Raw genomic sequence first — 21170 nt, 5'->3', positions numbered from 1 at the left:
GTCCGTCCCCCGCAAGCGGGAGGTGCCCCCAACGCGGACCGCATCGTCGCCGGACTGGGCCATCGATTAACGTGGCCGCCCATGGGCATCGTCGGTGTGGGGATCGACCTGGTCTCCATTCCCGATTTCGCCGAGCAGGTCGACCAGCCCGGAACGGTGTTCGCCGAGACCTTCACCCCGGGTGAGCGCCGGGACGCCTCGGACAAGAGTTCGTCGGCGGCTCGGCACCTGGCGGCTCGCTGGGCCGCCAAGGAGGCGGTGATCAAGGCCTGGTCCGGATCGCGGTTCGCGCAGCGGCCGGTGTTGCCGGAGGACATCCACCGCGATATCGAGGTGGTCACCGATATGTGGGGCAGGCCGCGGGTCAGGCTGACCGGGGCCATCGCTGAGTATTTGGCCGACGTGACGATCCATGTGTCGCTGACCCACGAAGGGGATACCGCGGCCGCGGTCGCCATCCTGGAGGCCCCGTGAGCGCGAGCAGACGCAGAATCGCATCGAAATCCGGATTTTCATGCGACTCTGCGTCTGCTCGCGAGCTGGTTGAGCGCGTCCGTGAGGTGTTGCCGTCGGTGCGGTGTGATCTCGAGGAGCTGGTCCGCATCGAATCGGTGTGGGCCGACCCAGATCGGCGCGACGAGGTTCACCGCAGCGCGCGTGCGGTGGCAGACCTGTTGTCGCAGGCCGGTTTTGACGACGTGCGGATTGTCAGCGAGCGCGGTGCGCCGGCGGTGATCGCGCGGTACCCGGCGCCGCCGGGGGCGCCGACGGTGCTGCTCTATGCCCACCACGACGTCCAGCCCGAGGGTGACCGCGGGCAATGGGTGTCGCCGCCGTTCGAGCCGACCGAGCGTGGCGGGCGGCTCTACGGGCGGGGCACCGCCGATGACAAGGCAGGTATCGCCACGCATGTGGCCGCATTCTGGGCACACGGCGGCAGACCGCCGGTGGGCGTCACGGTCTTTGTCGAGGGTGAAGAAGAATCCGGGTCGCCGTCACTGGGCCGGTTGCTCGCCGCCCACCGTGACGCGCTGGCAGCCGACGTGATCGTCATCGCCGACTCGGACAATTGGAGCACCGACATCCCGGCTTTGACGGTGTCGCTACGCGGAATGGCCGACTGCGTCGTCGAGGTCGCCACCCTCGACCACGGGCTGCACTCCGGGTTGTGGGGCGGCGTCGTTCCCGACGCGCTGACCGTGCTAGTGCGGCTGTTGGCCAGCCTGCACGACGACGACGGCAACGTGGCCGTGGCGGGCATGCACGAAAGCACCGCGGCGCGTGTGGATTACCCGGCTGGACGGGTACGCGCTGAGTCGGGTCTACTGGACGGAGTATCGGAAATCGGCACGGGCTCGGTGCCGCAGCGGCTCTGGGCGAAGCCGGCGATCACCGTAATCGGCATCGACACCACATCCGTTGCGGCAGCGTCCAATACGCTGATCCCGCGGGCCCGGGCCAAGATCAGTATTCGGGTGGCGCCTGGAGGCGATGCCACGGCGCACCTGGACGCGGTGGAGGCCCATCTGCGGCGGCACGCCCCCTGGGGCGCCCAGGTCACTGTCACGCGCGGCGAGGTCGGACAGCCCTACGCCATCGAGGCGAGCGGCCCTGTCTATGATGCGGCGCGGTCGGCGTTTCGGCAGGCGTGGGGTGCCGATCCGATCGATATGGGAATGGGCGGGTCGATCCCGTTCATCGCCGAGTTCGCCGCCGCGTTCCCGCAGGCGACCATCCTTGTCACCGGGGTAGAAGACCCCGGAACGCAGGCGCACAGTGTCAATGAAAGCCTGCATCTGGGTGTGCTGGAACGCGCGGCGACCGCCGAAGCGCTGCTGCTGGCCAAGCTGGCGGCTATACCGACAGGTCGCGCCGAAGCTTAGCGACGTGGCCGGTGGCCTTGACGTTGTACTGCGCGACGACGATCTTTCCGTCTTCATCGACGACGAAGGTGGACCGGATCACCCCCCGCACCGTCTTGCCATACATCTGCTTCTCCCCGTAGGCACCCCAGGCCGTCAACACCTCGCGGTCGGGATCAGACAGCAGCGGAAACGTCAGGCCCTGGGCATCGCGGAACGTAGCGAGCTTCTCCGGCTTGTCGGGGGAGATACCGACGACGTTGAGGCCGGCAGTGGTGAAATCGCCCAGATTGTCGCGAAAATCACAAGCCTGCTTGGTGCATCCCGGTGTCGAGGCCGCCGGGTAGAAGTACACGATGACGCGGCGTCCTCGGTAGTCGGCCAGCGACACGTTGTTGCCGTCGGCATCGGGCAGGGTGAAGGCAGGGGCTTTGTCGCCAAGCGCCAGCCGCGAGGTATTGGTCACTGCTCTAGGGTAGTGCCGGCAGGTGTATCAGCCGGTAGCGGGCGACTGAGAGGACTGACACGTGGCGGACCGTGATCCCGACACCATCAAGCACGAGATCGACCTCGCCCGCGACCAGCTGGCGGCAACCGTCGATTCCCTTGCTGAGCGGGCCAATCCTCGCCGCCTCGCAGACGACGTGAAGGCGCGGGTGATCGCGTTCGTCACACGCCCCTCGGTGACGGTGTCGCTGGCCGGGGTTGGCGCCCTCGTCGTGGTTGTGGTGGTCCGCCGGGTCAGGAATCGCTGACGCACCAGCAGTTGGACTTGGTGCGCCGTCAGGGTTTCGAACCCCGGACCCGCTGATTAAGAGTCAGCTGCTCTACCAACTGAGCTAACGGCGCCTCGATCACCTAGCCAAGGCACATTAACAGGCCTTGCGCTCTCGCGTGAAATCTCACACTGAACTTGGTATCAGCATCGCAGCGTGGCGGCCAGTCAGGACCTAGACTACAGCCGAGTCTAGCTCGGTCACGACGCAGTGGGGGAGGTGAGGGAAGGCATGCCAAAGGTGGGGATTGCAGCTCAGGCGGGTAGGACCAGGGTTCGGAGAGCCTGGTTAACCGCGCTGATGATGACCGCCGTGATGATCGGTGCCGTCGCATGCGGCAGCGGCCGCGGACCCGCACCGATCAAGGTCATCGCGGACAAGGGCACGCCGTTCGCCGATCTGCTGGTTCCGAAGCTCACCGCGTCGGTGACCGACGGCGCGGTCGGTGTCACCGTGGATGCACCGGTGTCGGTGACCGCCGCCGACGGTGTGCTGGCGGCCGTCACCATGGTCAACGACAACGGCAGGCCGGTGGCCGGTCGACTCAGCCCCGACGGACTGCGCTGGTCGACCACCGAGCAGCTCGGCTACAACAGGCGCTACACGCTGAACGCGACGGCGCTTGGACTGGGTGGCGCGGCGACCCGCCAGCTGACCTTCCAGACCAGTTCCCCCGCGCACCTGACCATGCCCTACGTCATGCCCGGTGATGGGGAGGTCGTGGGTGTCGGCGAGCCGGTGGCGATCCGATTCGACGAGAACATCGCGGACCGGGTCGCGGCCGAGAAGGCCATCAAGATCACCACCAACCCGCCCGTGGAGGGCGCGTTCTACTGGCTGAATAACCGTGAAGTGCGTTGGCGCCCAGAGCATTTCTGGAAGCCAGGTACGGCCGTTGATGTGGCGGTCAACACCTACGGCGTCGACTTGGGCGAGGGAATGTTCGGCGAGGACAACGTGCAGACTCGCTTCACCATCGGCGACGAGGTGATCGCGACCGCCGACGACAACACCAAGATACTGACCGTGCGGGTGAATGGCGAGGTCGTCAAGTCCATGCCGACGTCGATGGGCAAGGACAGCACCCCGACGGCCAACGGCATATACATCGTCGGCTCGCGGTACAAGCACATCATCATGGACTCGTCCACCTACGGCGTACCCGTCAACTCGCCCAACGGATATCGCACCGATGTCGACTGGGCCACCCAGATCTCCTACAGCGGTGTCTTCGTGCACTCAGCGCCGTGGTCGGTGGGGGCTCAGGGCCACACCAACACCAGCCATGGCTGCCTGAACGTCAGCCCGAGCAACGCGCAGTGGTTCTACGACCATGTCAAGCGCGGCGACATCGTCGAGGTGGTCAATACCGTGGGTGGCACCCTGCCGGGGATCGACGGGCTCGGCGATTGGAACATTCCGTGGGACCAGTGGCGCGCCGGTAACGCCAAGGCGTAAGCGCGCCGCGGGGAACGCCAGACAACCAACAGCGCCTGATACACGCCCTGCAACGACCGCATGGTTCGTTGTACGACGATGACATCCGATGGCCGCAGTGCCCAACCGCGAGGACCATGACGACACTCGGGTGTTCCTTCGCGACTGGGAGAACCACTGAGACCGGGTGAATCCCGGTCGGTCGGCGATCATGAGGCCAGCCGGGGCGAGCTCGCGCGAAGCCGTGATCATCGGAGCGCCCACTCACTGGCTACATCGCTCAAATATTCGAATGAGTCGCACTAAAACCTTTACGATGTCGCGTTGCCATTACTCTTGACACATCGCAAGTGTTGGGGAGACGCTGTGAACAGCGCAATCGTCAAGATCGCGAAGTGGGCGCAATCGCAACAACGGACGGTTGAGGATGACGCCAGCGGCTACACCCGCTTCTACAACCCCCAGGGCGTCTATATTGCTCGGTTTCCGGCAACACCTAGCAACGAGTACCGCCGGATGCGAGACCTATTGGGCGCGTTGAAGAAAGCGGGCCTGACGTGGCCACCGCCGAGCAAGAAGGAACGGCGGGCACAGCACAGGAAGGAAGGCGCACAGTGACAGCCGACTGGGTCGTCACCTTCACGTTTGATGCTGACCCTTCGATGGAGACCATGGACGCCTGGGAGACGCAGCTCGAGGGCTTCGACGCACTGGTATCTCGGGTCCCAGGACACGGCATTGACGTCACGGTCTATGCGCCCGGTGATTGGAGTGTGTTCGACGCGCTCGCCAAGATGGCTGGCGAGGTTATGCCGGTAGTTCAAGCCGAGAGTCCCATTGCTGTGCAGATCATTAGCGAGCCAGAGCATCGTCTGCGCGCTGAGGCGTTTACAACGCCCGAGTTGATGTCTGCGGCTGAGATCGCGGATGAGTTGGGGGTTTCGCGTCAGAGGGTGCACCAATTGAGGTCGACAGCAGGGTTTCCCGCTCCGTTGGCAGATTTGCGTGCAGGCGCGGTGTGGGATGCGGCAGCGGTGCGCAGGTTTGCGGAGACCTGGGAGCGAAAGCCCGGTCGGCCGCATACCGGGACTGCCAAGTTCGCGTACTCGTGGGCGGTGGGACCGGCGGTCGGCAGGTCCGGTAAGGCACCTAACGTCCGGTGGCGTGTCGAGAACCCAGACAAAATCCGCTTTGTGTTGCGCAACATCGGCGACGATATCGCAGAAGATGTCGAGATTGACCTCTCGCGAATCGATGCGATCACTCGAAATGTCCCGAAGAAGACGGTGATTCGCCCCGGAGAGGGGCTCAACATGGTATTGATAGCGGCTTGGGGCCATCCCCTTCCAAATCAGCTATACGTCCGTTGGGCTGGACAGGACGAGTGGGCGGCCGTCCCGTTGCACCCTGCTCACTAGTTTCCTAAGGCGTTACACCGCAGCCGGTCTCACGGCACACCGTCCCAGACGCCGAACGCGGCGAGCACCGTCTCGCCAGGTTGCGGGGGAGCGGTTAATCGACAAATCGGGAACCAAGCATGGGTATCGGCCATCCAATGTGGGTGGGGTGGTGCATCATCATTGCCATGCGGTCGATTCCCGCTTCGGTGGAGAGCTCGGTGCTCCGTTGGGCTCGCGAGTCGTGTGGCCTGACCGAGGCAGCCGCGGCTCGCAAGCTCGGCCTGCCCGATGACCGCGTCGCGGCCTGGGAGGTGGGCGAGGTTGTGCCAACCATCGCGCAGCTGCGCAAGGCGGCCGAGGTCTACAAGCGCTCGCTGGCCGTGTTCTTCTTGTCCGAGCCACCCGAGGGGTTTGACACCTTACGCGACTTCCGACGATTGGACGGTGCCGCGTCGGGTCAATGGACGCCGGGGCTGCACGAGGAGTTCCGTCGCGCACACACGCAACGCGACTTCGCGTTAGAACTAGCCGACACCGAGGACCGGGAGACACCAGTCGCCTGGCGTTTACCCCTGTCCGGTGACGAGGCCGACGCGGATATCGCCGGGCGCATCCGCAAGGCCTTAATCGAGGTCAGCCCGTTGCCCATCCCCGTGGCCTCGGTTGACCCTTACGAGCATCTGAACGCCTGGGTGTCGGCCATCGAAACGTCCGGCGTTCTAGTGCTCGCGACCCGTGGCGGCAAGGTCGCTATCGGCGAGATGCGCGGCATGTGTCTGTATTTCGACGAATTGCCGGTGATCGTGCTCAACGGAAGCGACCACCCCCGCCCGCGCCTGTTCTCGCTACTGCATGAGTTCGCGCACGTGGTGCTGCACACCGAGGGCTTGTGCGACGTGATCGCCGATGCTCATCCGAGCACCCAGGACCGATCGCTGGAGGCTCGATGCAACGCGATCGCCGCCGCTGTGCTGATGCCTGCCGACGTGGTGCGAGCGCGGCCGGAGGTCATCGTTCGCAGCGAGACTCCGTCTTCGTGGGATTACGAATCGCTGCGGCCGGTCGCGGCGCATTTTGGCGTGAGTGCCGAGGCGTTCCTGCGGCGGCTAAGCACGCTTGGAATCGTGCCGGTCGAGGTCTACCGACAGCGCCGCGCCGAGTTCATCGCGGCTCACGAGGACGAGGCCGAACGGGCTCGATCGGCTGGGGGCGGCAACTGGTACCGCAATACCGTCCGAGACCTCGGTAAGGGCTACGTGCGGGCGGTGACCGACGCCCACCGCCGCCGCGTCATCGACAGCAACACCGCTGCGATCTACCTCGACGCCAAGGTCAGCCAGATTCCGAAGTTGGCTGAGTCAGCCGAACTGCGGAGCGTGGTCTAACCGCTGTGCTCTATTCCTTCGATACCAGCGCCATCCTGAACGGACGGCGTGATCTGTTTCGGCCAGCGGTGTTTCGCAGTCTGTGGGGCCGGGTTGAGGATGCGATCAGCGCCGGTCAGATCAGGTCGGTCGATGAGGTTCAGCGCGAACTCGCCAGGCGTGATGATGACGCGAAGCGGTGGGCGGACGGGCAAACTGGCTTGTTCTGTCCTCTGGATGAACAGATCCAGCAGGCGGCGCGGCACATCTTGCGGTTGCACCCGAACATGGTCCGGCAGGGTGGCAGGCGAAGCGCCGCCGACCCGTTCGTCATCGCGCTCGCGATGGTGAACAACGGCACGGTGGTTACGCAGGAGACTGCGACCGGCCACATCGAAAAGCCGCGCATCCCCGATGTCTGCGACGCTCTTGGCGTGCCCTGGCTGACCCTGATGGGCTTTATCGAGGCGCAGGGATGGACTTTCTGAGAGCTTCTGGCCGCGCCGCTGGGCTGTCACTTCATCCGCTTCAGCCTGCGGACTGCAGCCACGTCTGTACTCTGCGACGCCCATCACCCGGCTGGAGGACCTTGCCGGAGCCTATGCCGACAGGCCTAACGACATGCTCTCGGGTGCTACCCGAAGATCGGAGAATCTTGGTCCTCACAGTGTTTCGTTTCGTGGTGCGTTCTCCGGCCGGCCGACGTCGAGTGACGCTTCGGTGCGCCATTCTTGCCTACCCAGGTTCGTAGCCGTCGCCGATCCTTCGTTCATCGCCTGGTTAGGACTCTGGCCCGGCGAATCCAAAGGATTCCAGCTCCTCATCGTCGTCTGGCCCCTTGCAGGTGATGCGGATCCATCCCGGCGACCGCTGCGAAGTCTCAGGGATATTGCCGAATCCAGCCAGGAGTGTCGGCCCTTCCGGGTCGCCCACTCTCGGCTCGATTTGGCTGGCGTAGAAGGTGTAACCCGGTAGCGTCCGGAAGACGAACGGGGCAGAGTCCCGCGGAGTGGTGGGCTTCGACGTTGAGTTCGTCGGTGCCTACTGGCCGCCGCTGATTGCGGCGACCACAGCATTATCGCTATCGGGGTAGAGCAACGCCATAGAGGCCTCGGAGAGGTAGCGGCGCTCGCTGGCCTGCCATTCGTCGTGCATGTCGGCCAGGACGGCGCCCACAAGGCGGATCACGGCTGCAGGATTCGGGAAGATTGTCGGCGGCCACGTCAGACTGCCCAGTGATGGCCATATAAGTGCCCGCTGGCGGTCATGAAAACTGCCCGCTGGCGGTCACGAGATCTGCCCAGTTGATTTGTTCGTCCCGCGTGCCTGCGAGGTGCGGGGGCCCCTCCTCGGGTGCGCTGAACGGTGCCAACCGTTGTTCAGCTCCCGAGGAGGGGTGAAGTGAAGTCTGCCGAGGAGATCATGGAAATTCTGGAAGCCTACGATTTGACCGGTTCGTTGCGTGATGCGGCGGAACTGGCGGGGTGCTCGCATCACACGGTCGCCGAGTATGTGGCCGCGCGGGAGCGGGGCGAGTTGACGCCCGGGCGCGCGGCGCGGCGGGAGATGCTGGTGGATCCGTATCTGGACAAGCTCGAGGAGTGGGTCGACCGCTCGCGGGGCAAGGTCCGCGGCGATGTCGCCCACGAGAAGCTGGTCGCGTTGGGGTATGCGGGTTCGCAGCGTACGACACGGCGGGCGGTCGCCGAGGTCAAGGCAGCGTATCGGGCGGGGCGACGGCGGGTGCACCGTCCGTGGATCACCGAGCCGGGGATGTGGTTTCAGTACGACTTCGGGGATGGCCCGCGCGTGAGAGGTGTTGGCACGCAATTGTTTTGCGCGTGGCTGGCGTGGTGCCGGTTTAGGGTGGTGCTGGCGCTTTTGGATAAGACACTGCCATCGGTGATGGCCGCGATCGATACAACGCTACGCGTCTTCGGTGGGGTGCCCACCTACGCGTTGACCGATAACGAGAAGACCGTGACCAGCGAGCATGTCGCGGGGATACCGGTGCGCAACGCCAAGATGCTGGACTTCGCCCGCCATTACGGGCTCACGATCGCCACCTGCGTGCCGGCCGATCCGGCCAGCAAGGGCGGCTCGGAAAACGCGGTCAAGATCGCCAAGGCCGATCTGGTGCCCTGTGAGGCCAACCTGCTACCGGAATACCACAGTTTCGCCGAGCTGCAAGCGGCGTGCGCGACGTTTTGCCAGCAGGTCAACAATCGCCCGCATCGGGTCACGCGGCGCATCCCGGCGGAGATGCTGGCCGAGGAACGCGCCCGGTTACACCCGTTACCCGCCCATCCCTACACCGCGGCGTTCGGGGTGACCCGCACGGTGCCGCCCAACACCGCGATGATCACCTTTGAGCACGGGTCGTATTCGGTGCCGCACACCTTGTGCGGGCAGACGGTGTGGGTGCGGGCCCACGACCAGCAGGTAGTGGTCGTGCACCTCGGCCATGCCGGCCCAGTCGAAGTCGCCCGCCACCAGCGCACCACGCCGGGTAACCCGCGGGTGGATGACGCGCATTTCCCACCCCGGCCCAAGGGGCCGCTGGGCCGAACACCACGCGCGAAAACTGTTGCTGAGGCGCAGTTTTTGGCTCTCGGTGACGGGGCAGCATTGTGGTTGACCGAGGCCGCCGCCGCGGGATGCTCGCGGATTCGGGCCAAGATGGCCGGGGCGGTCGATTTGGCCGCACTGCACGATCGGGGCAGCGTGGACCGCGCCTTGGGCCAAGCCGCGACCGCGGGCCGGTTCGGCCACGGCGATCTGGCCGCCATCGTGGCCCATCAGGCCGGCGACCCCGACCACCACAGCGCCTCGCAGCCCGCCCACGCGGGCGAGTACAACAGCCTGGCCCAAGGCACCGGTGGCTGGGCGAAGCTCGGTGAGCAGGAGGCCAACTAACGATGGCCTACCTCGACATCTCCTTTAAGACCACATCGATCCTGCTCAACACCTGCGGCGCCGACGATCCCGACCAACTGGTCGGCGTGGCCGCCGCAGAACTGTTCCAGTGGGCGTGGCTGATCGGCGAGCTCGCCAGCTGGCTCGCCGACGCTGACGAGCACACCCACGCCGACTTCGACCGGTTCTTCAGCAGCTACCGCGGCGTCGACAAGACCGCAGGGTTGGCCACCCACATCGCGCAGCGCATCGCCGCGCTGCTCGACGGGGACCGGAGCCAGCCATGAGCACAACAACACCGCCACCACCACCGCTAGACGACGAGCTGATGCGGCTGCTCAAGCGGATGCGGCTGCCTTACATCCGCAACGCCGCACCCGAGCTGCTGGCCACCGCCAAGGCGCAACGCTGGGACCCTGCCGAGGTGCTCAAAGCGCTTCTGACCGAAGAGGTCAACGGGCGAGACCGCTCCGCGCTGGCCATCCGCCGCACGCGGGCCGGTTTTCCCACCGGTAAGACCTTCGCCGCGTGGGACCCCGCACTGTCGTCCATCCCCGCACCCACCCAGGCCGCGTTGCGCACCCTGGAATGGATCCACCGACGCGAAAACCTGGTGGTCTGCGGGCCGTCGGGCACCGGCAAGACGTTCCTGCTCGAAGCCCTCGGCCAACAAGCCGTCGAAACCGGGCTCCACGTCGCGTGGTTTAGCCTCGAACAACTCGGCGCCCTGGTGCGCCGGCACCGCGCCGACGACACCGTCACCAAAGCCATCAGCCGTATCCTGCGTGCCGATCTGGTCGCGGTTGATGACATCGGCCTGCTGCCGGTCGGCACCGACGCCGCCGAAGGGCTCTACCGGCTTGTCGACGCCGCTTACGAGAAACGCTCCATCGCACTATCAAGCAATCTTCACCCGGCAGGATTCGACGAGTTGATGCCCAAGACACTGGCCACCGCCACCGTCGACCGGCTCCTGCACCACGCCCACGTCTGCCAGACCAGTGGCGACAGCATCCGACTTACCCAAGCCATGGCCGGCAAGGGGGTGAACGCCTTGACCTAACCCCCAGCCACGTCTGGTGGCCGCCAGCAGGCAGATCTCGTGGCCGCCAGCGGGCAGTTCTCATGACCGCCACTGGGCAGTTCCCCATGTCCCTTGACAGAAGATCCCCACGACGCGGGAGCGTCGCTTGATCTCCTTATTGATGCGCTCCAATGGATTGGTCGACCAGATCTTTTGCCAGTGCGCCTTGGGAAATGCGGTGAACGCCAATACTTCTGCCCTGGCGTCGTCCATCAGCGGGCCGATCTTGGGAAACGACGCGGCGAGGCGATCACGGACCTCCTCCCAGGTCGCGTGCACCGCCTCGGCGTCGGGTGCCGAGAAAATCATTCGAAACATGCTGGCGACCATGTCGGCCTTGTCCTTGGGCACGTGGGCGAGCAGATTGCGCGCGAAGTGCACCCGACAGCGCTGATGCCCAGCGCCCTGGAAACAGCGCTTCAACGCCTTCACCAGCCCGGCGTGCTGGTCACTGATCACCAGCCGGACACCACCGAGGCCGCGCCCCTTGAGCGAGGTCAGGAACCCGCGCCAGAAGGTCTCATCCTCGCTGTCGCCGACGTCGAGGCCGAGGATCTCGCGTGACCCGTCGGCGGCGATGCCGCTGGCAACGATGACGGCCATCGACACCACCTGGCCAGTACCGTTGCGCACGTTGAGATAGGTGGCGTCGAGGTAGACGTAGGGGAACTCGATGTGCCCGAGCGTGCGGGTGCGGAACGCGCCGACGATCTCGTCGAGTCCGGCACAGATCCGCGACACCTCGGATTTGGAGATGCCGGTCTCCACACCCATCGCCTCGACCAGGTCGTCGACCGCACGGGTAGAGATACCGTGCACGTAGGCCTCCATCACCACCGCGTACAAGGCCTGATCGATCCGCCGGCGCGGCTCGAGGATCGCCGGGAAGAAAGAGCCCTTGCGCAGCTTAGGGATTCGCAGTTCCACGTCACCGGCCTGCGTGGACAGCACCCGCGATCGGGCACCGTTGCGATCGGTCACCCGAGTGTCGCTGCGTTCATAACGGGCAGCGCCGATCCGTTCAGTGGCTTCGAGCTCGATGAGTTCCTGCAACACCAGACGGACGGCATCACGGATCAAGTCGACGCCATCACCAGTGCGGAACGCGTCGAGCAACTCGGACAGGGCAGACTGTGGCAAGGCCATCGGCGGGATCTCCTTCGGTGCGTGCTTGGCGGTACACACCGACGATCTCGCCGACGGCCCCTACCTCATCGGAGCCACTCCGCAACAACCCCTAAACCCACCACGCTGCGGGACGCTTACACGAACAACGGCACCTTCCCGCCGCGAATACGTGGAGTATCGACCGCTTCCGGGCCCACCGGTCCAGGACGGCCTCCACCACCCAGGATCTCCGGTTGCTCTCGGCGCGCCGCGAAATTGAGAAACCCCGCCGGATTTTCCCCACCCGAACTTATGGCCCGCGTGACCGTGAAGGTTATGTCCGGCAGGCTGTCGAGCTTGAATGCTGCGATGTCGTCCACCTTGTTTCTCTCTGTTGTGGCTTAGCCAAGCTCGTCGCGGCGATTCATTCGGTCAATGTGGCCATATATCTGGTTGCTATCGATGATGGACAGCGTTGCACAGTTTCGTTTGCCGCAGAGGCAGCCGTGCCCGGTTGACTGATGATAGCGGCCGAGCTTTTCGAACTCTCTTAACACGGCATCGTGAGACCTAAACGCAGCCAGCATCTTTGCCTTGTAGTCATCGGCGCGGTCCAGCGCAGCGTGGAGTTCGTCCACCGTCTCGCCCCAACGGATGCGGACCTCCTCTTCGTGGTCTTGCGCCATCTTGACCGGCTGGCCTTGGTGCTCGTTACAGATGCGACAGCGCCACCCACGGACGAGTCCGTATGGGTTGCGAATCGCTGACGCGAGCTGTTTAGGAACACAGAGCTCGCAGCACTCGCATACGACCTTGTCGGCTGACGCAGAAGCGCTCATCCTGGTCTAGCTGGTTGGGGTCTCAAACGTCCTGCACATCAACCATGGCACGAAACACCGAGTGAGTCCGAACAAGCCACGCCGGAGGTGCGATAGTTGCGCGGCAGGCAAATAGACCGGGCAAACCGACACCTGCCAAGGCCCTGGCGACGGGGAACATGCTGTGCGATGGCAGTTTGACCGGCGGGTGTTGGAGCGGGCGGCCAGGTGCAGTCGCGGCGAGTGGTCGAATTCGCCACGGGACCAGATCATAGACACGAAGGTTGCAGGTGCAAGCCCTCGGCGGGGACAGCAAAGGGCCCAGGGCCATAAACACCCTGCCGCCCTGTTGGGGTGAGTGACGGGACTCGAACCCGCGACACCCAGGATCACAACCTGGTGCTCTACCAACTGAACTACACTCACCATGGCCGCCGGCCGCCCCCGCGGGGGCTAATGAGCGGCGACGTCGATATTAACCGCTCTGGGGCGCCTCGGCCGAATCTGTTTCTTCCTGCGCGCCCGCCCCGTCGGAAAGCTCGGCGACGACGGCCGCGATTTCGCTGGTAGAAGGGCCGGGCTGGGGCACGAACGCGGTGCGGCGGTAGAACCGCAGTTCGCGGATGGATTCGTGGATGTCGGCCAGCGCCCGGTGCGTCAGCCCCTTGGGCGGCTGGCCGAAGTAGATCCGCGGATACCAGCGCCGGCACAGTTCCTTGATCGAGCTGACGTCGATCATTCGGTAGTGCAGAAACGAGTCCAGCGTGGGCATGTCGCGGGCGATGAACGCGCGGTCGGTGGCGATCGAGTTGCCGGCCAGTGGGGCGGTCTTGGGCTGCTTGACGTGCTCGTTGATGTAGTCGAGCACCATGGCCTCGGCGGTCGCTAGGTCGACCGTGGATGCCTTCACCTCGTCGATCAGCCCCGACCGCGAGTGCATCTCGGCGACCACGTCGATCATGCCCGACAGCGCGGCGTCGTCGGCGTGCATCACCACGTCCACCCCGTCGCCGAGAATGTTCAGATCGGCATCGGTGACCAGGGCGGCTATCTCGATCAGCTTGTCCGAACCCAGATCGAGCCCGGTCATCTCGCAGTCGATCCACACCAGTTCGTCTTGCACAGCGCTCAGCGTAGGCGCATGCGAGCCGTCGCGGCTGTCTCCCCCGGGCAAGTAGTGTGATCCAGCTATGGGCACCGAATCGGCGGCCGGTGGACCTGGCGGGCCCGCGCAGCGGATCGCGGCGGGTTACACCGTCGAAGGCCAGGCCCTGCAGTTGGGCACCGTCGTCGTCGACGGCGAACCCGACCCGAGCGCGCAGATTCGCATTCCGCTGGCCACCGTCAACCGGCACGGTCTGGTCGCCGGGGCCACCGGAACCGGCAAGACCAAGACGCTGCAGCTGATCGCCGAACAGCTCAGTGCGGCGGGGGTGGCAGTGCTGATGGCCGACGTGAAGGGCGATTTGTCCGGTCTGGCCCGCCCGGGGGAGGCCGCCGACAAGACGGCCGCCCGTGCGAAAGACACCGGTGACGACTGGGTGCCGACGGCCTTCCCGGTGGAGTTCCTGTCGCTGGGTGCCAGTGGCGTTGGGGTTCCGGTGCGTGCGACCATCTCCAGCTTCGGCCCGATTCTGCTGGCAAAGGTGTTGGGGCTCAACGCTACCCAGGAATCTACACTGGGCCTGATCTTTCACTGGGCCGACCAACGAGGACTTCCGCTGCTGGACCTGAAGGATCTGCGGGCGGTCATTACCCATCTGACCAGTGATGAGGGCAAGGCAGAGCTGAAATCCCTTGGGGCGGTGTCGCCCACGACGGCCGGGGTCATCCTGCGGGCTTTGGTCAACCTGGAAGCCGAAGGTGCCGACACATTCTTCGGTGAGCCCGAACTGAGGCCCGAGGACCTGCTGCGCGTCGACAGCCAGGGTCGGGGCATCATCTCGTTGCTGGAGTTCGGGAGCCAGGCGTTGCGCCCGGCGATGTTCTCCACTTTTCTGATGTGGGTGCTGGCGGACCTGTTTACCTTCCTGCCCGAGGTGGGTGACCTGGACAAGCCCAGACTGGTGTTCTTTTTCGACGAGGCGCACCTGTTGTTCACCGATGCCTCGAAGGCCTTTCTCGAGCAGGTCGAGCAGACCGTGAAGCTGATCCGTTCCAAGGGTGTTGGGGTGTTCTTCTGCACCCAGCTGCCCACGGATCTACCCAACGATGTCCTCTCCCAGCTGGGAGCCCGAATTCAGCACGCGCTGCGCGCGTTTACCCCCGACGACCACAAGGCGCTGCGCAAGACCGTGCGCACCTACCCGAAAACCGATGTCTACGACTTGGAGTCCGCGCTGACGTCGCTGGGCACCGGCGAGGCCGTCGTCACCGTGCTATCGGAGAAGGGCGCACCGACGCCGGTCGCCTGGACCAGGATGCGAGCGCCACGGTCGCTGATGGCCGCGATCGGAGCCGAAGCGATTGGCGCCGCGGCCCAGGCAAGCTCGTTGCAGGCCGTATATGGCCAGACCATCGACCGCCCGTCAGCCCACGAGATACTGAGCGCCAAACTCGCGCCGGCGCAAGAGGCCCCGGCCCAGGAGGCCCCAGCCCCAAGGGGGCAGTACGATCCGCTGCCCTGGCCGGACGATTTTGAAGTTCCGCCGATGCCCGCTCCGGTGGAGCCGCAGGGCCCCGCGGTGTGGGAGGAGATACTCAAGAATCCGACCGTCAAGAGCGTCCTCAACACCACCGCACGCGAGATCACCCGCAGCATCTTCGGCACCGGGCGCCGCCGCCGGAAGTGATGCCTAGCTGCCCCCAAGCCTTTTGTAAAAGGCACCCACGATTGGCGCCACGATGGCGCGCGGAGCGTATTGGCTGGCCACCGACATCGCCTTTGACGTCAGACCCGGAACGACGCGCATCTTATTGCGCTCCAAGGCATTCAGCGATACCCGGGCGGTGTGCTCCGTCGAGATCCAGAGGAAGTCCGGCACCAGCTTCTCGACCAGTGACGCTTCGGAGGCATCCGGTAGCTCGGTGCGAACCGGGCCCGGGGCCAGCACCGTGACGTGCACGCCGGAGCCGCGTAGCTCACCGCGCAGAGATTCGCTGAAGGTGTTCACGAAGGCCTTGGTCGCGGCATAGGTGGCGTTGTAGGGAATCGGTGAATTGCCGGCCGCCGAACCAGAAATCAATATGCCGCCGGCCTTGCGCTCGATCATGCCCGGCAACACCGCCAACGTAAGGTCGTGCACCGCCACGGCATTCAACTGCACCTGCGTCTTTTCGCCGGCAAGATCGAGCGATGCGATCGGGCCGAATGTCGCGGTACCCGCGTTGGCGCACAGGATCGAGATGGGCCGGGCAGCCAGCTCGTCGGCCAGTTTCGATCGTTCTTGCGGATCGGCCAGATCGGCCGGTCGCACGTCGACCGTGACGCGGTACTTGTCGGCCAGCCGGGCAGCCAACTCGGTCAACACGTCCTCGCGTCGTGCGGTGACGATCAGGTGGTGCCCGCGTGCGGCCAGTTCGGTGGCCAGCGCCGCGCCGATGTTCTGCGAAGCCCCGGTGACAACGGCACGTGCGTCGGGGCTGGGCGCGGGTATCGGCATGCGCCAATCGTAGACACGTAGCGATCGCGAGCGCGGCGTAGCCGGGCGCAGCGGGTCGCTGCCAAAAGCAATAAAGTGCCGGACATGAATAACCCGGGGTCGCGCGCGGGCACCCTCCTGCACTTTCGGGTGGTGGCGTGGGCCATGTGGGATTGCGGTTCCACCGGTCTGAACGCGATCGTGACAACCTTTGTGTTCTCCGTCTACCTGACCAGTGCCGTGGGTCAGGGTCTGCCGGGCGGCACCTCACCGGCGAGTTGGTTGGGTCGTGCGGGGGCGGTCGCCGGGTTGACCATCGGGGTGCTGGCGCCCGTCGTCGGCGTGTGGGTGGAGTCTCCGCACCGCCGTCGGGTGGCACTGTCTGTGCTGACCGGCACCGCGGTCGCGCTGACCTGCGCAATGTTCCTGATCCGCGACGACCCCCGCTACCTGTGGGCCGGGCTGGTTTTGCTTGCGGCCACCGCGGCGTCCAGCGATTTGTCCAGCGTTCCGTACAACGCGATGCTGCGCCAACTGTCCACACCCAGCACGGCGGGCCGGATCTCCGGCTTCGGTTGGGCGTCGGGCTATGTCGGCAGCGTCGCGCTCTTGCTGGTGATCTATCTGGGTTTCATGTCGGGTAGCGGTTCGCAGCGCGGCCTGCTGCAGCTACCCGTCGCGAACGGACTCAACGTGCGAATGGCGATGCTGGTGGCGGCGGCCTGGCTGGCGTTGCTGGGCCTGCCATTGTTGTTGGTCGCGCACCGACTACCCGATTCCGGTGCGGCGTCTCATCCTTCGACCGGCCTGCTGGGCGGCTACCGCAAGCTGTGGACGGAGATCAGCGCGGAGTGGCGGCGCGACCGCAACTTGGTCTACTTCCTGGTGGCCAGCGCGATATTCCGCGACGGGCTGGCGGCCATTTTCGCCTTCGGCGCGGTACTTGGCGTCAACGCATACGGGCTCACCCAGGCCGATGTCCTGATCTTTGGTGCGGCCGCAAGCGTGGTGGCTGCGGTGGGGGCCGTGCTGGGTGGGTTCGTCGACCACCGGATCGGGTCCAAACCGGTCATCGTCGGATCACTGGCCGCCATCATCGCCGCGGCGCTCACGTTGCTGACGTTGTCGGGCCCAACGGCGTTCTGGGCGTGCGGGCTGCTGTTGTGTGTGTTCATCGGGCCGGCGCAGTCGTCGGCACGCGCTCTGCTGCTGCATATGGCGCAGCACGGCAAGGAGGGTGTGGCCTTTGGGCTCTACACGATGACCGGCCGGGCGGTGTCGTTTCTGGGGCCGTGGTTGTTTTCGGTCTTCGTCGACGTGTTCCACACGGTCCGTGCTGGGCTCGGCGGCGTGTGCCTCGTGTTGACAACCGGCCTGCTGCTCATGCTGCGGGTACAGGTGTCGCGGCACGGCGGTGCGCTGACGACGGCGCAATCCTCCTAGCTGGGAGCGTCGCAGATGGTCAACCCCGCCCCGGTGCGCTGGCGTACCTGAACCCCGGCCACGGTGACCGAGCAGGTGACGTTGTGGCCGATGTTGACGATCGTGACGCTAGCGGGATGCAAGGACGACTTTGACAGGCTGACCTCTTTCCGCCACGGCAGGGCGACGTTGAACTCGGTCTGTATGACGTTGCCGCTATCCATGTACGTGATGCTGATTGCCCGGCCTTCCCCCGTGACGTCGTAGACAACGGTTTGCATCGCGCCGGCGACCGTCTCACTGGGCGTACCGGTCGTAGTTGTCGGTGCCGGTGCGGCGCTGGGTGAGGGTGGGGTCGGTGTGGTCGTGGTCGGACGTGTCGGGCTAGGCCCGGGCATGGGGGGTAACGGCTCGATCGCGGTTTGCTTTTTGACCGAGCCGTTGGCGATAACCAGTGCGATGACCAACGCGACGACGAGCAGCACGGCTGAGCCGGCGGCGAACCACAACCAGCGCGGCGTTCTCGGCCCTTGCGGTGGCGGGGGAGTCAGCCCGTCGGGGGGAAATCCGCCCGGTGGGGGCTGGTCGTATTGCCAGTACTGCGGCAGCTGTTGGGTCGGACTGGCCTCGTGGGGGCCTGGGGGCCACTGGGGAGGCCTTGGCGGGGGCCCTCCTGGAGACCACGGCGGGGAAACGTAACCGCCGTACGTGGATGCATACGGCGACTGGTCGGCGTAAGCCGGGTCGGCGGTCGGCGGATTGGGGGGAACCTGCGGTCCGGTCGGCCCGTACCCGGATAGAGGGGGACCAAACCGCTGGGGGCGACGTGGATCGTTCATGTCCACCTCATGGCATGCAGGGTACCCGCGCTGGGTGCGGGTGCGCTGATGTACCCGGCGACATCGCAGCCTGGCGAGCTATAGACAACGATCCGCGGCCGATAGCGCGGCGACCGTCATCGCCCGTAGGACGGCGCGTGCACGCACCGTCCGTGCCGGCTTGCTGTCGGCCGCTTTCATGCTATGCGGGGTGGAGTTCAGCAGTCCGAACACGGCGTGGGCCATCAGCCGGGCGTCGGCTTCGGCCAGGCCTGGGTTCAGCTCGCGCAGCACCCCGACCCAGACCTCCACGTACTGTCGCTGGGCCTTACGCACCTGCCGCTCAGCGACGGCCGGCAGGTGCGCTAGGTCCCGGTCCTGGATCCGGATGAGGTCTGCTTCGCCGAGTGCGAAGTCAAGGTGAAACTCGATGAGGCCATCCAGTGCCGCGGCCAAGTTAGCGCTGCGGGTCGTCACATCGCGTGCGCCGGCAAGAAGTCGCGCACTGACGCCGACCAGCAATTCCACCAGCAGCGACTCTTTGTTGGGGAAGTGTCGGTAGATGGCCGGACCGCTGACGCCCGCGGCGGCGCCGATGTCCTCCAGTCGCACCGCCAGGAATCCTCGTTCGGCAAACAATCGTTCGGCGGCTGCCAAGAGTTGGAATCGTCGGTCGGACTTCAGCTGACTGCGACGATTTGTGGCCTCGGGCTGGCCGGGCCGACCGTCCGGGGCGGACGCTGTCACGACGGTCTCCGTACACGACTCATGCTGGACACTTCGGTTAATCGTCACTAACGTAGCACGAGCTATTCGATGTTAACGCGAGTCAGACATGCGGTAGGCACCAGGCGGAGGAACCGTGGCAGCCGCGGAAGTCGTAGACCCCAATCGGCTTTCCTATGATCGCGGTCCGAGTGCGCCATCATTGCTCGAGTCGACCATCGGCGCCAACCTCGCAGCGACCGCTGCCAGGTACGGACATCGGGAAGCACTCGTGGACATGGTGGCCCGGCGACGGTTCAATTACAGCGAACTGCTGACTGACGTGCACCGGCTGGCGACGGGGCTGGTGCGGGCGGGGATCGGCCCGGGCGATCGGGTCGGCATCTGGGCACCGAACCGGTGGGAGTGGGTGCTCGTCCAGTACGCGACCGCTGAGATCGGCGCGATCCTAGTGACCATAAACCCCGCCTATCGGGTCCGCGAAGTGGAGTATGCGCTTAGGCAGTCCGGTGTCGCGATGGTGATTGCCGTAGCGAGTTTCAAGGATGCGGACTATGCCGCGATGCTGGCCGAGGTTGGGCCGCGATGCCCCGATCTGGCCGACGTGATTTTGCTGGAAAGCGATCGCTGGGACGCGCTGGCGGGTGCCGAGCCCGATCTGCCTGCGCTGCAGCAGACCGCGGCGAGGCTAGACGGCAGTGATCCGGTAAACATCCAATACACCTCCGGCACAACGGCATACCCGAAGGGTGTCACGCTAAGCCACCGCAATATCCTCAACAACGGCTACCTGGTGGGCGAGCTGCTCGGGTACACCGCACAAGATCGGATTTGCATCCCGGTGCCCTTCTACCACTGCTTCGGCATGGTAATGGGAAATCTGGCGGCCACCAGTCACGGGGCGGCCATGGTGATCCCGGCGCCGGGCTTTGACCCTGCGGCCACGCTGCGCGCGGTGCAGGACGAGCGATGCACCAGCTTGTACGGCGTGCCGACGATGTTCATCGCCGAGCTGGGCCTGCCGGACTTCACCGACTACGAACTGGGCAGTCTGCGCACCGGGATTATGGCCGGCGCCGCGTGCCCGGTCGAGGTGATGCGCAAGGTGATCTCACGCATGCATATGCCCGGGGTCTCGATCTGCTATGGAATGACCGAAACGTCACCGGTTTCCACGCAGACGCGCGCCGACGACTCGGTGGATCGACGGGTCGGCACGGTCGGTCGGGTGGGTCCACACCTTGAGATCAAGGTGGTGGATCCGGCCACGGGCGAGACGGTCCCGCGCGGGGTGGTCGGCGAGTTCTGCACGCGAGGCTATTCGGTGATGGCCGGGTACTGGAATGACCCGCAGAAGACTGCGGAGGTGATCGACGCCGACGGCTGGATGCACACCGGAGATCTGGCTGAGATGGACCCGTCCGGGTACGTGCGGATCGCCGGCCGGATCAAAGACCTCGTCGTCCGGGGCGGCGAGAACATCTCGCCGCGGGAGATCGAGGAACTCCTCCACACGCATCCCGATATTGTCGACGGTCACGTCATCGGGGTGCCCGACGCCAAATACGGCGAAGAGCTCATGGCGGTGGTCAAGCTGAGAAACGACGCGCCGGAACTGACCATCGAGCGGCTGCGCGAGTACTGCATGGGCCGCATCGCGCGATTCAAGATCCCGCGGTACCTGTGGATCGTCGACGAGTTCCCGATGACCGTCACCGGCAAAGTACGCAAAGTGGAGATGCGACAACAGGCGCTCGAATACCTCCGCGGCCAACAGTGAGATCCCTAGACGCACCGTGGGGGCAATGGTATTCTCACCTCAGTTAATGATAATTAACTGAAATGCTAGGAGGCTCTGC

General features: G+C 65.3%; 20 protein-coding genes, 2 tRNA genes and 4 pseudogenes. 14 read left to right on the top strand and 12 right to left on the bottom strand.

Annotated features, from left to right (window positions below):
* Positions 1 to 81: 81 nt before the first annotated feature.
* On the top strand, positions 82 to 474 hold the full coding sequence (gene acpS / locus MCAN_RS13480) for a holo-ACP synthase AcpS (protein WP_003412952.1): 393 nt from the start codon (positions 82 to 84) through the stop codon (positions 472 to 474).
* Positions 471 to 1883 (top strand): dipeptidase, encoded by a 1413-nt coding sequence (locus MCAN_RS13475; RefSeq protein WP_003412946.1) that lies wholly within the window; start codon positions 471 to 473, stop codon positions 1881 to 1883. The genes acpS and MCAN_RS13475 overlap by 4 nt, the downstream gene beginning before the upstream one ends.
* Here MCAN_RS13475 and bcp read toward each other — a convergent pair.
* Positions 1855 to 2328, bottom strand: a complete 474-nt coding sequence (gene bcp, locus MCAN_RS13470; protein WP_014001312.1) for a thioredoxin-dependent thiol peroxidase — start codon at positions 2326 to 2328, stop codon at positions 1855 to 1857. The genes MCAN_RS13475 and bcp overlap by 29 nt on opposite strands.
* A gap of 61 nt (positions 2329 to 2389) precedes the next feature.
* Here bcp and MCAN_RS13465 point away from each other — a divergent pair, with 61 nt between their 5' ends.
* Positions 2390 to 2617, top strand: coding sequence for a DUF3618 domain-containing protein (locus MCAN_RS13465; RefSeq protein WP_015288318.1), 228 nt, complete (start codon positions 2390 to 2392; stop codon positions 2615 to 2617).
* An 18-nt stretch (positions 2618 to 2635) separates the two neighbouring features.
* Here MCAN_RS13465 and MCAN_RS13460 read toward each other — a convergent pair.
* Positions 2636 to 2711 (bottom strand) — tRNA-Lys (locus MCAN_RS13460).
* A 158-nt stretch (positions 2712 to 2869) separates the two neighbouring features.
* Between MCAN_RS13460 and ldtMt2 the strand changes: the two genes are divergently transcribed.
* The 5 genes from ldtMt2 (at position 2870) to MCAN_RS13435 (ending at position 7327) form a co-directional block, all read left to right on the top strand.
* On the top strand, positions 2870 to 4096 hold the full coding sequence (ldtMt2, locus tag MCAN_RS13455; RefSeq protein WP_014001311.1) for a L,D-transpeptidase LdtMt2: 1227 nt from the start codon (positions 2870 to 2872) through the stop codon (positions 4094 to 4096).
* A 345-nt stretch (positions 4097 to 4441) separates the two neighbouring features.
* A complete protein-coding gene (locus MCAN_RS13450; RefSeq protein ID WP_014001310.1) occupies positions 4442 to 4693 on the top strand; it encodes a hypothetical protein in 252 nt (83 codons plus the stop codon).
* Entirely contained in the window at positions 4690 to 5493 is an 804-nt protein-coding gene (locus tag MCAN_RS13445; RefSeq protein ID WP_014001309.1) for a helix-turn-helix transcriptional regulator, read from the top strand. Before MCAN_RS13450 ends, MCAN_RS13445 begins: the two co-directional genes overlap by 4 nt.
* Before the next feature lie 119 nt (positions 5494 to 5612).
* Positions 5613 to 6860, top strand: coding sequence for an XRE family transcriptional regulator (locus MCAN_RS13440; protein ID WP_014001308.1), 1248 nt, complete (start codon positions 5613 to 5615; stop codon positions 6858 to 6860).
* A 5-nt stretch (positions 6861 to 6865) separates the two neighbouring features.
* The gene (locus tag MCAN_RS13435; protein ID WP_014001307.1) at positions 6866 to 7327 is read left to right on the top strand and encodes a DUF4411 family protein; all 462 of its coding nucleotides are present in this window, start codon (positions 6866 to 6868) and stop codon (positions 7325 to 7327) included.
* 292 nt (positions 7328 to 7619) lie between these two features.
* On the opposite strand, the pseudogene MCAN_RS13430 reads toward MCAN_RS13435, so the two are convergent.
* Positions 7620 to 7838, bottom strand: a pseudogene (locus MCAN_RS13430) (hypothetical protein); the annotation flags it as partial.
* Positions 7839 to 7880: 42 nt separating this feature from the next.
* Positions 7881 to 8048 (bottom strand): annotated as a pseudogene (locus MCAN_RS22480) (transposase); the annotation flags it as partial.
* Positions 8049 to 8240: 192 nt separating this feature from the next.
* Here MCAN_RS22480 and istA point away from each other — a divergent pair.
* From istA to istB, 3 genes are read left to right on the top strand one after another with little or no spacing between them, the layout of a single operon-like run.
* The gene (gene istA / locus MCAN_RS13425) at positions 8241 to 9755 is read left to right on the top strand and encodes an IS21 family transposase (RefSeq protein ID WP_014000067.1); all 1515 of its coding nucleotides are present in this window, start codon (positions 8241 to 8243) and stop codon (positions 9753 to 9755) included.
* A 2-nt stretch (positions 9756 to 9757) separates the two neighbouring features.
* Positions 9758 to 10042, top strand: coding sequence for a hypothetical protein (locus MCAN_RS13420; RefSeq protein ID WP_014001192.1), 285 nt, complete (start codon positions 9758 to 9760; stop codon positions 10040 to 10042).
* Positions 10039 to 10818: an IS21-like element helper ATPase IstB gene (gene istB, locus MCAN_RS13415; protein ID WP_014000068.1), complete on the top strand. Its 780-nt coding sequence runs from the start codon at positions 10039 to 10041 to the stop codon at positions 10816 to 10818. Before MCAN_RS13420 ends, istB begins: the two co-directional genes overlap by 4 nt.
* Positions 10819 to 10917: 99 nt before the next feature.
* On the opposite strand, the pseudogene MCAN_RS13410 reads toward istB, so the two are convergent.
* From MCAN_RS13410 to orn, 5 genes and pseudogenes are all read right to left on the bottom strand, one after another.
* Positions 10918 to 11985 (bottom strand): annotated as a pseudogene (locus MCAN_RS13410) (IS256-like element IS1553 family transposase); the annotation flags it as partial.
* Between the two features lie 128 nt (positions 11986 to 12113).
* Positions 12114 to 12326, bottom strand: a pseudogene (locus MCAN_RS13405) (hypothetical protein); the annotation flags it as partial.
* 21 nt (positions 12327 to 12347) lie between these two features.
* Positions 12348 to 12632: a hypothetical protein gene (locus MCAN_RS23155; protein WP_230864479.1), complete on the bottom strand. Its 285-nt coding sequence runs from the start codon at positions 12630 to 12632 to the stop codon at positions 12348 to 12350.
* A gap of 482 nt (positions 12633 to 13114) precedes the next feature.
* Positions 13115 to 13190, bottom strand: a tRNA-His gene (locus tag MCAN_RS13395).
* Positions 13191 to 13239: 49 nt separating this feature from the next.
* Positions 13240 to 13887, bottom strand: coding sequence for an oligoribonuclease (gene orn, locus MCAN_RS13390; protein WP_003899361.1), 648 nt, complete (start codon positions 13885 to 13887; stop codon positions 13240 to 13242).
* Between the two features lie 67 nt (positions 13888 to 13954).
* Between orn and MCAN_RS13385 the strand changes: the two genes are divergently transcribed.
* Complete coding sequence (locus MCAN_RS13385) at positions 13955 to 15556, top strand: helicase HerA-like domain-containing protein (RefSeq protein ID WP_014001303.1); 1602 nt, start codon at positions 13955 to 13957, stop codon at positions 15554 to 15556.
* A gap of 3 nt (positions 15557 to 15559) precedes the next feature.
* On the opposite strand, the gene cmrA is transcribed toward MCAN_RS13385, so the two are convergent.
* Positions 15560 to 16366: a mycolate reductase gene (cmrA, locus tag MCAN_RS13380; protein ID WP_003412799.1), complete on the bottom strand. Its 807-nt coding sequence runs from the start codon at positions 16364 to 16366 to the stop codon at positions 15560 to 15562.
* 84 nt (positions 16367 to 16450) lie between these two features.
* On the opposite strand from cmrA, the gene MCAN_RS13375 reads away from it, so the two are divergent.
* On the top strand, positions 16451 to 17788 hold the full coding sequence (locus MCAN_RS13375; RefSeq protein ID WP_003412798.1) for an MFS transporter: 1338 nt from the start codon (positions 16451 to 16453) through the stop codon (positions 17786 to 17788).
* On the opposite strand, the gene MCAN_RS13370 is transcribed toward MCAN_RS13375, so the two are convergent.
* Together MCAN_RS13370 and MCAN_RS13365 are read right to left on the bottom strand one after the other, a co-directional pair.
* Entirely contained in the window at positions 17785 to 18606 is an 822-nt protein-coding gene (locus tag MCAN_RS13370) for an MmpS family transport accessory protein (protein ID WP_003412795.1), read from the bottom strand. The two genes, MCAN_RS13375 and MCAN_RS13370, sit on opposite strands and share 4 nt — an antisense overlap.
* A gap of 78 nt (positions 18607 to 18684) precedes the next feature.
* On the bottom strand, positions 18685 to 19332 hold the full coding sequence (locus tag MCAN_RS13365) for an SACE_7040 family transcriptional regulator (RefSeq protein ID WP_003412790.1): 648 nt from the start codon (positions 19330 to 19332) through the stop codon (positions 18685 to 18687).
* A gap of 115 nt (positions 19333 to 19447) precedes the next feature.
* Between MCAN_RS13365 and MCAN_RS13360 the strand changes: the two genes are divergently transcribed.
* A complete protein-coding gene (locus MCAN_RS13360; protein WP_003899357.1) occupies positions 19448 to 21091 on the top strand; it encodes an AMP-binding protein in 1644 nt (547 codons plus the stop codon).
* Positions 21092 to 21170: the final 79 nt, after the last annotated feature.

This window comes from Mycobacterium canetti CIPT 140010059 (assembly GCF_000253375.1).
GTDB classification, from domain to species: domain Bacteria; phylum Actinomycetota; class Actinomycetes; order Mycobacteriales; family Mycobacteriaceae; genus Mycobacterium; species Mycobacterium tuberculosis.
The sequence above is the reverse complement of the archived record's forward strand: the minus strand, read 5'-3'. Positions and strand labels throughout refer to the sequence as shown.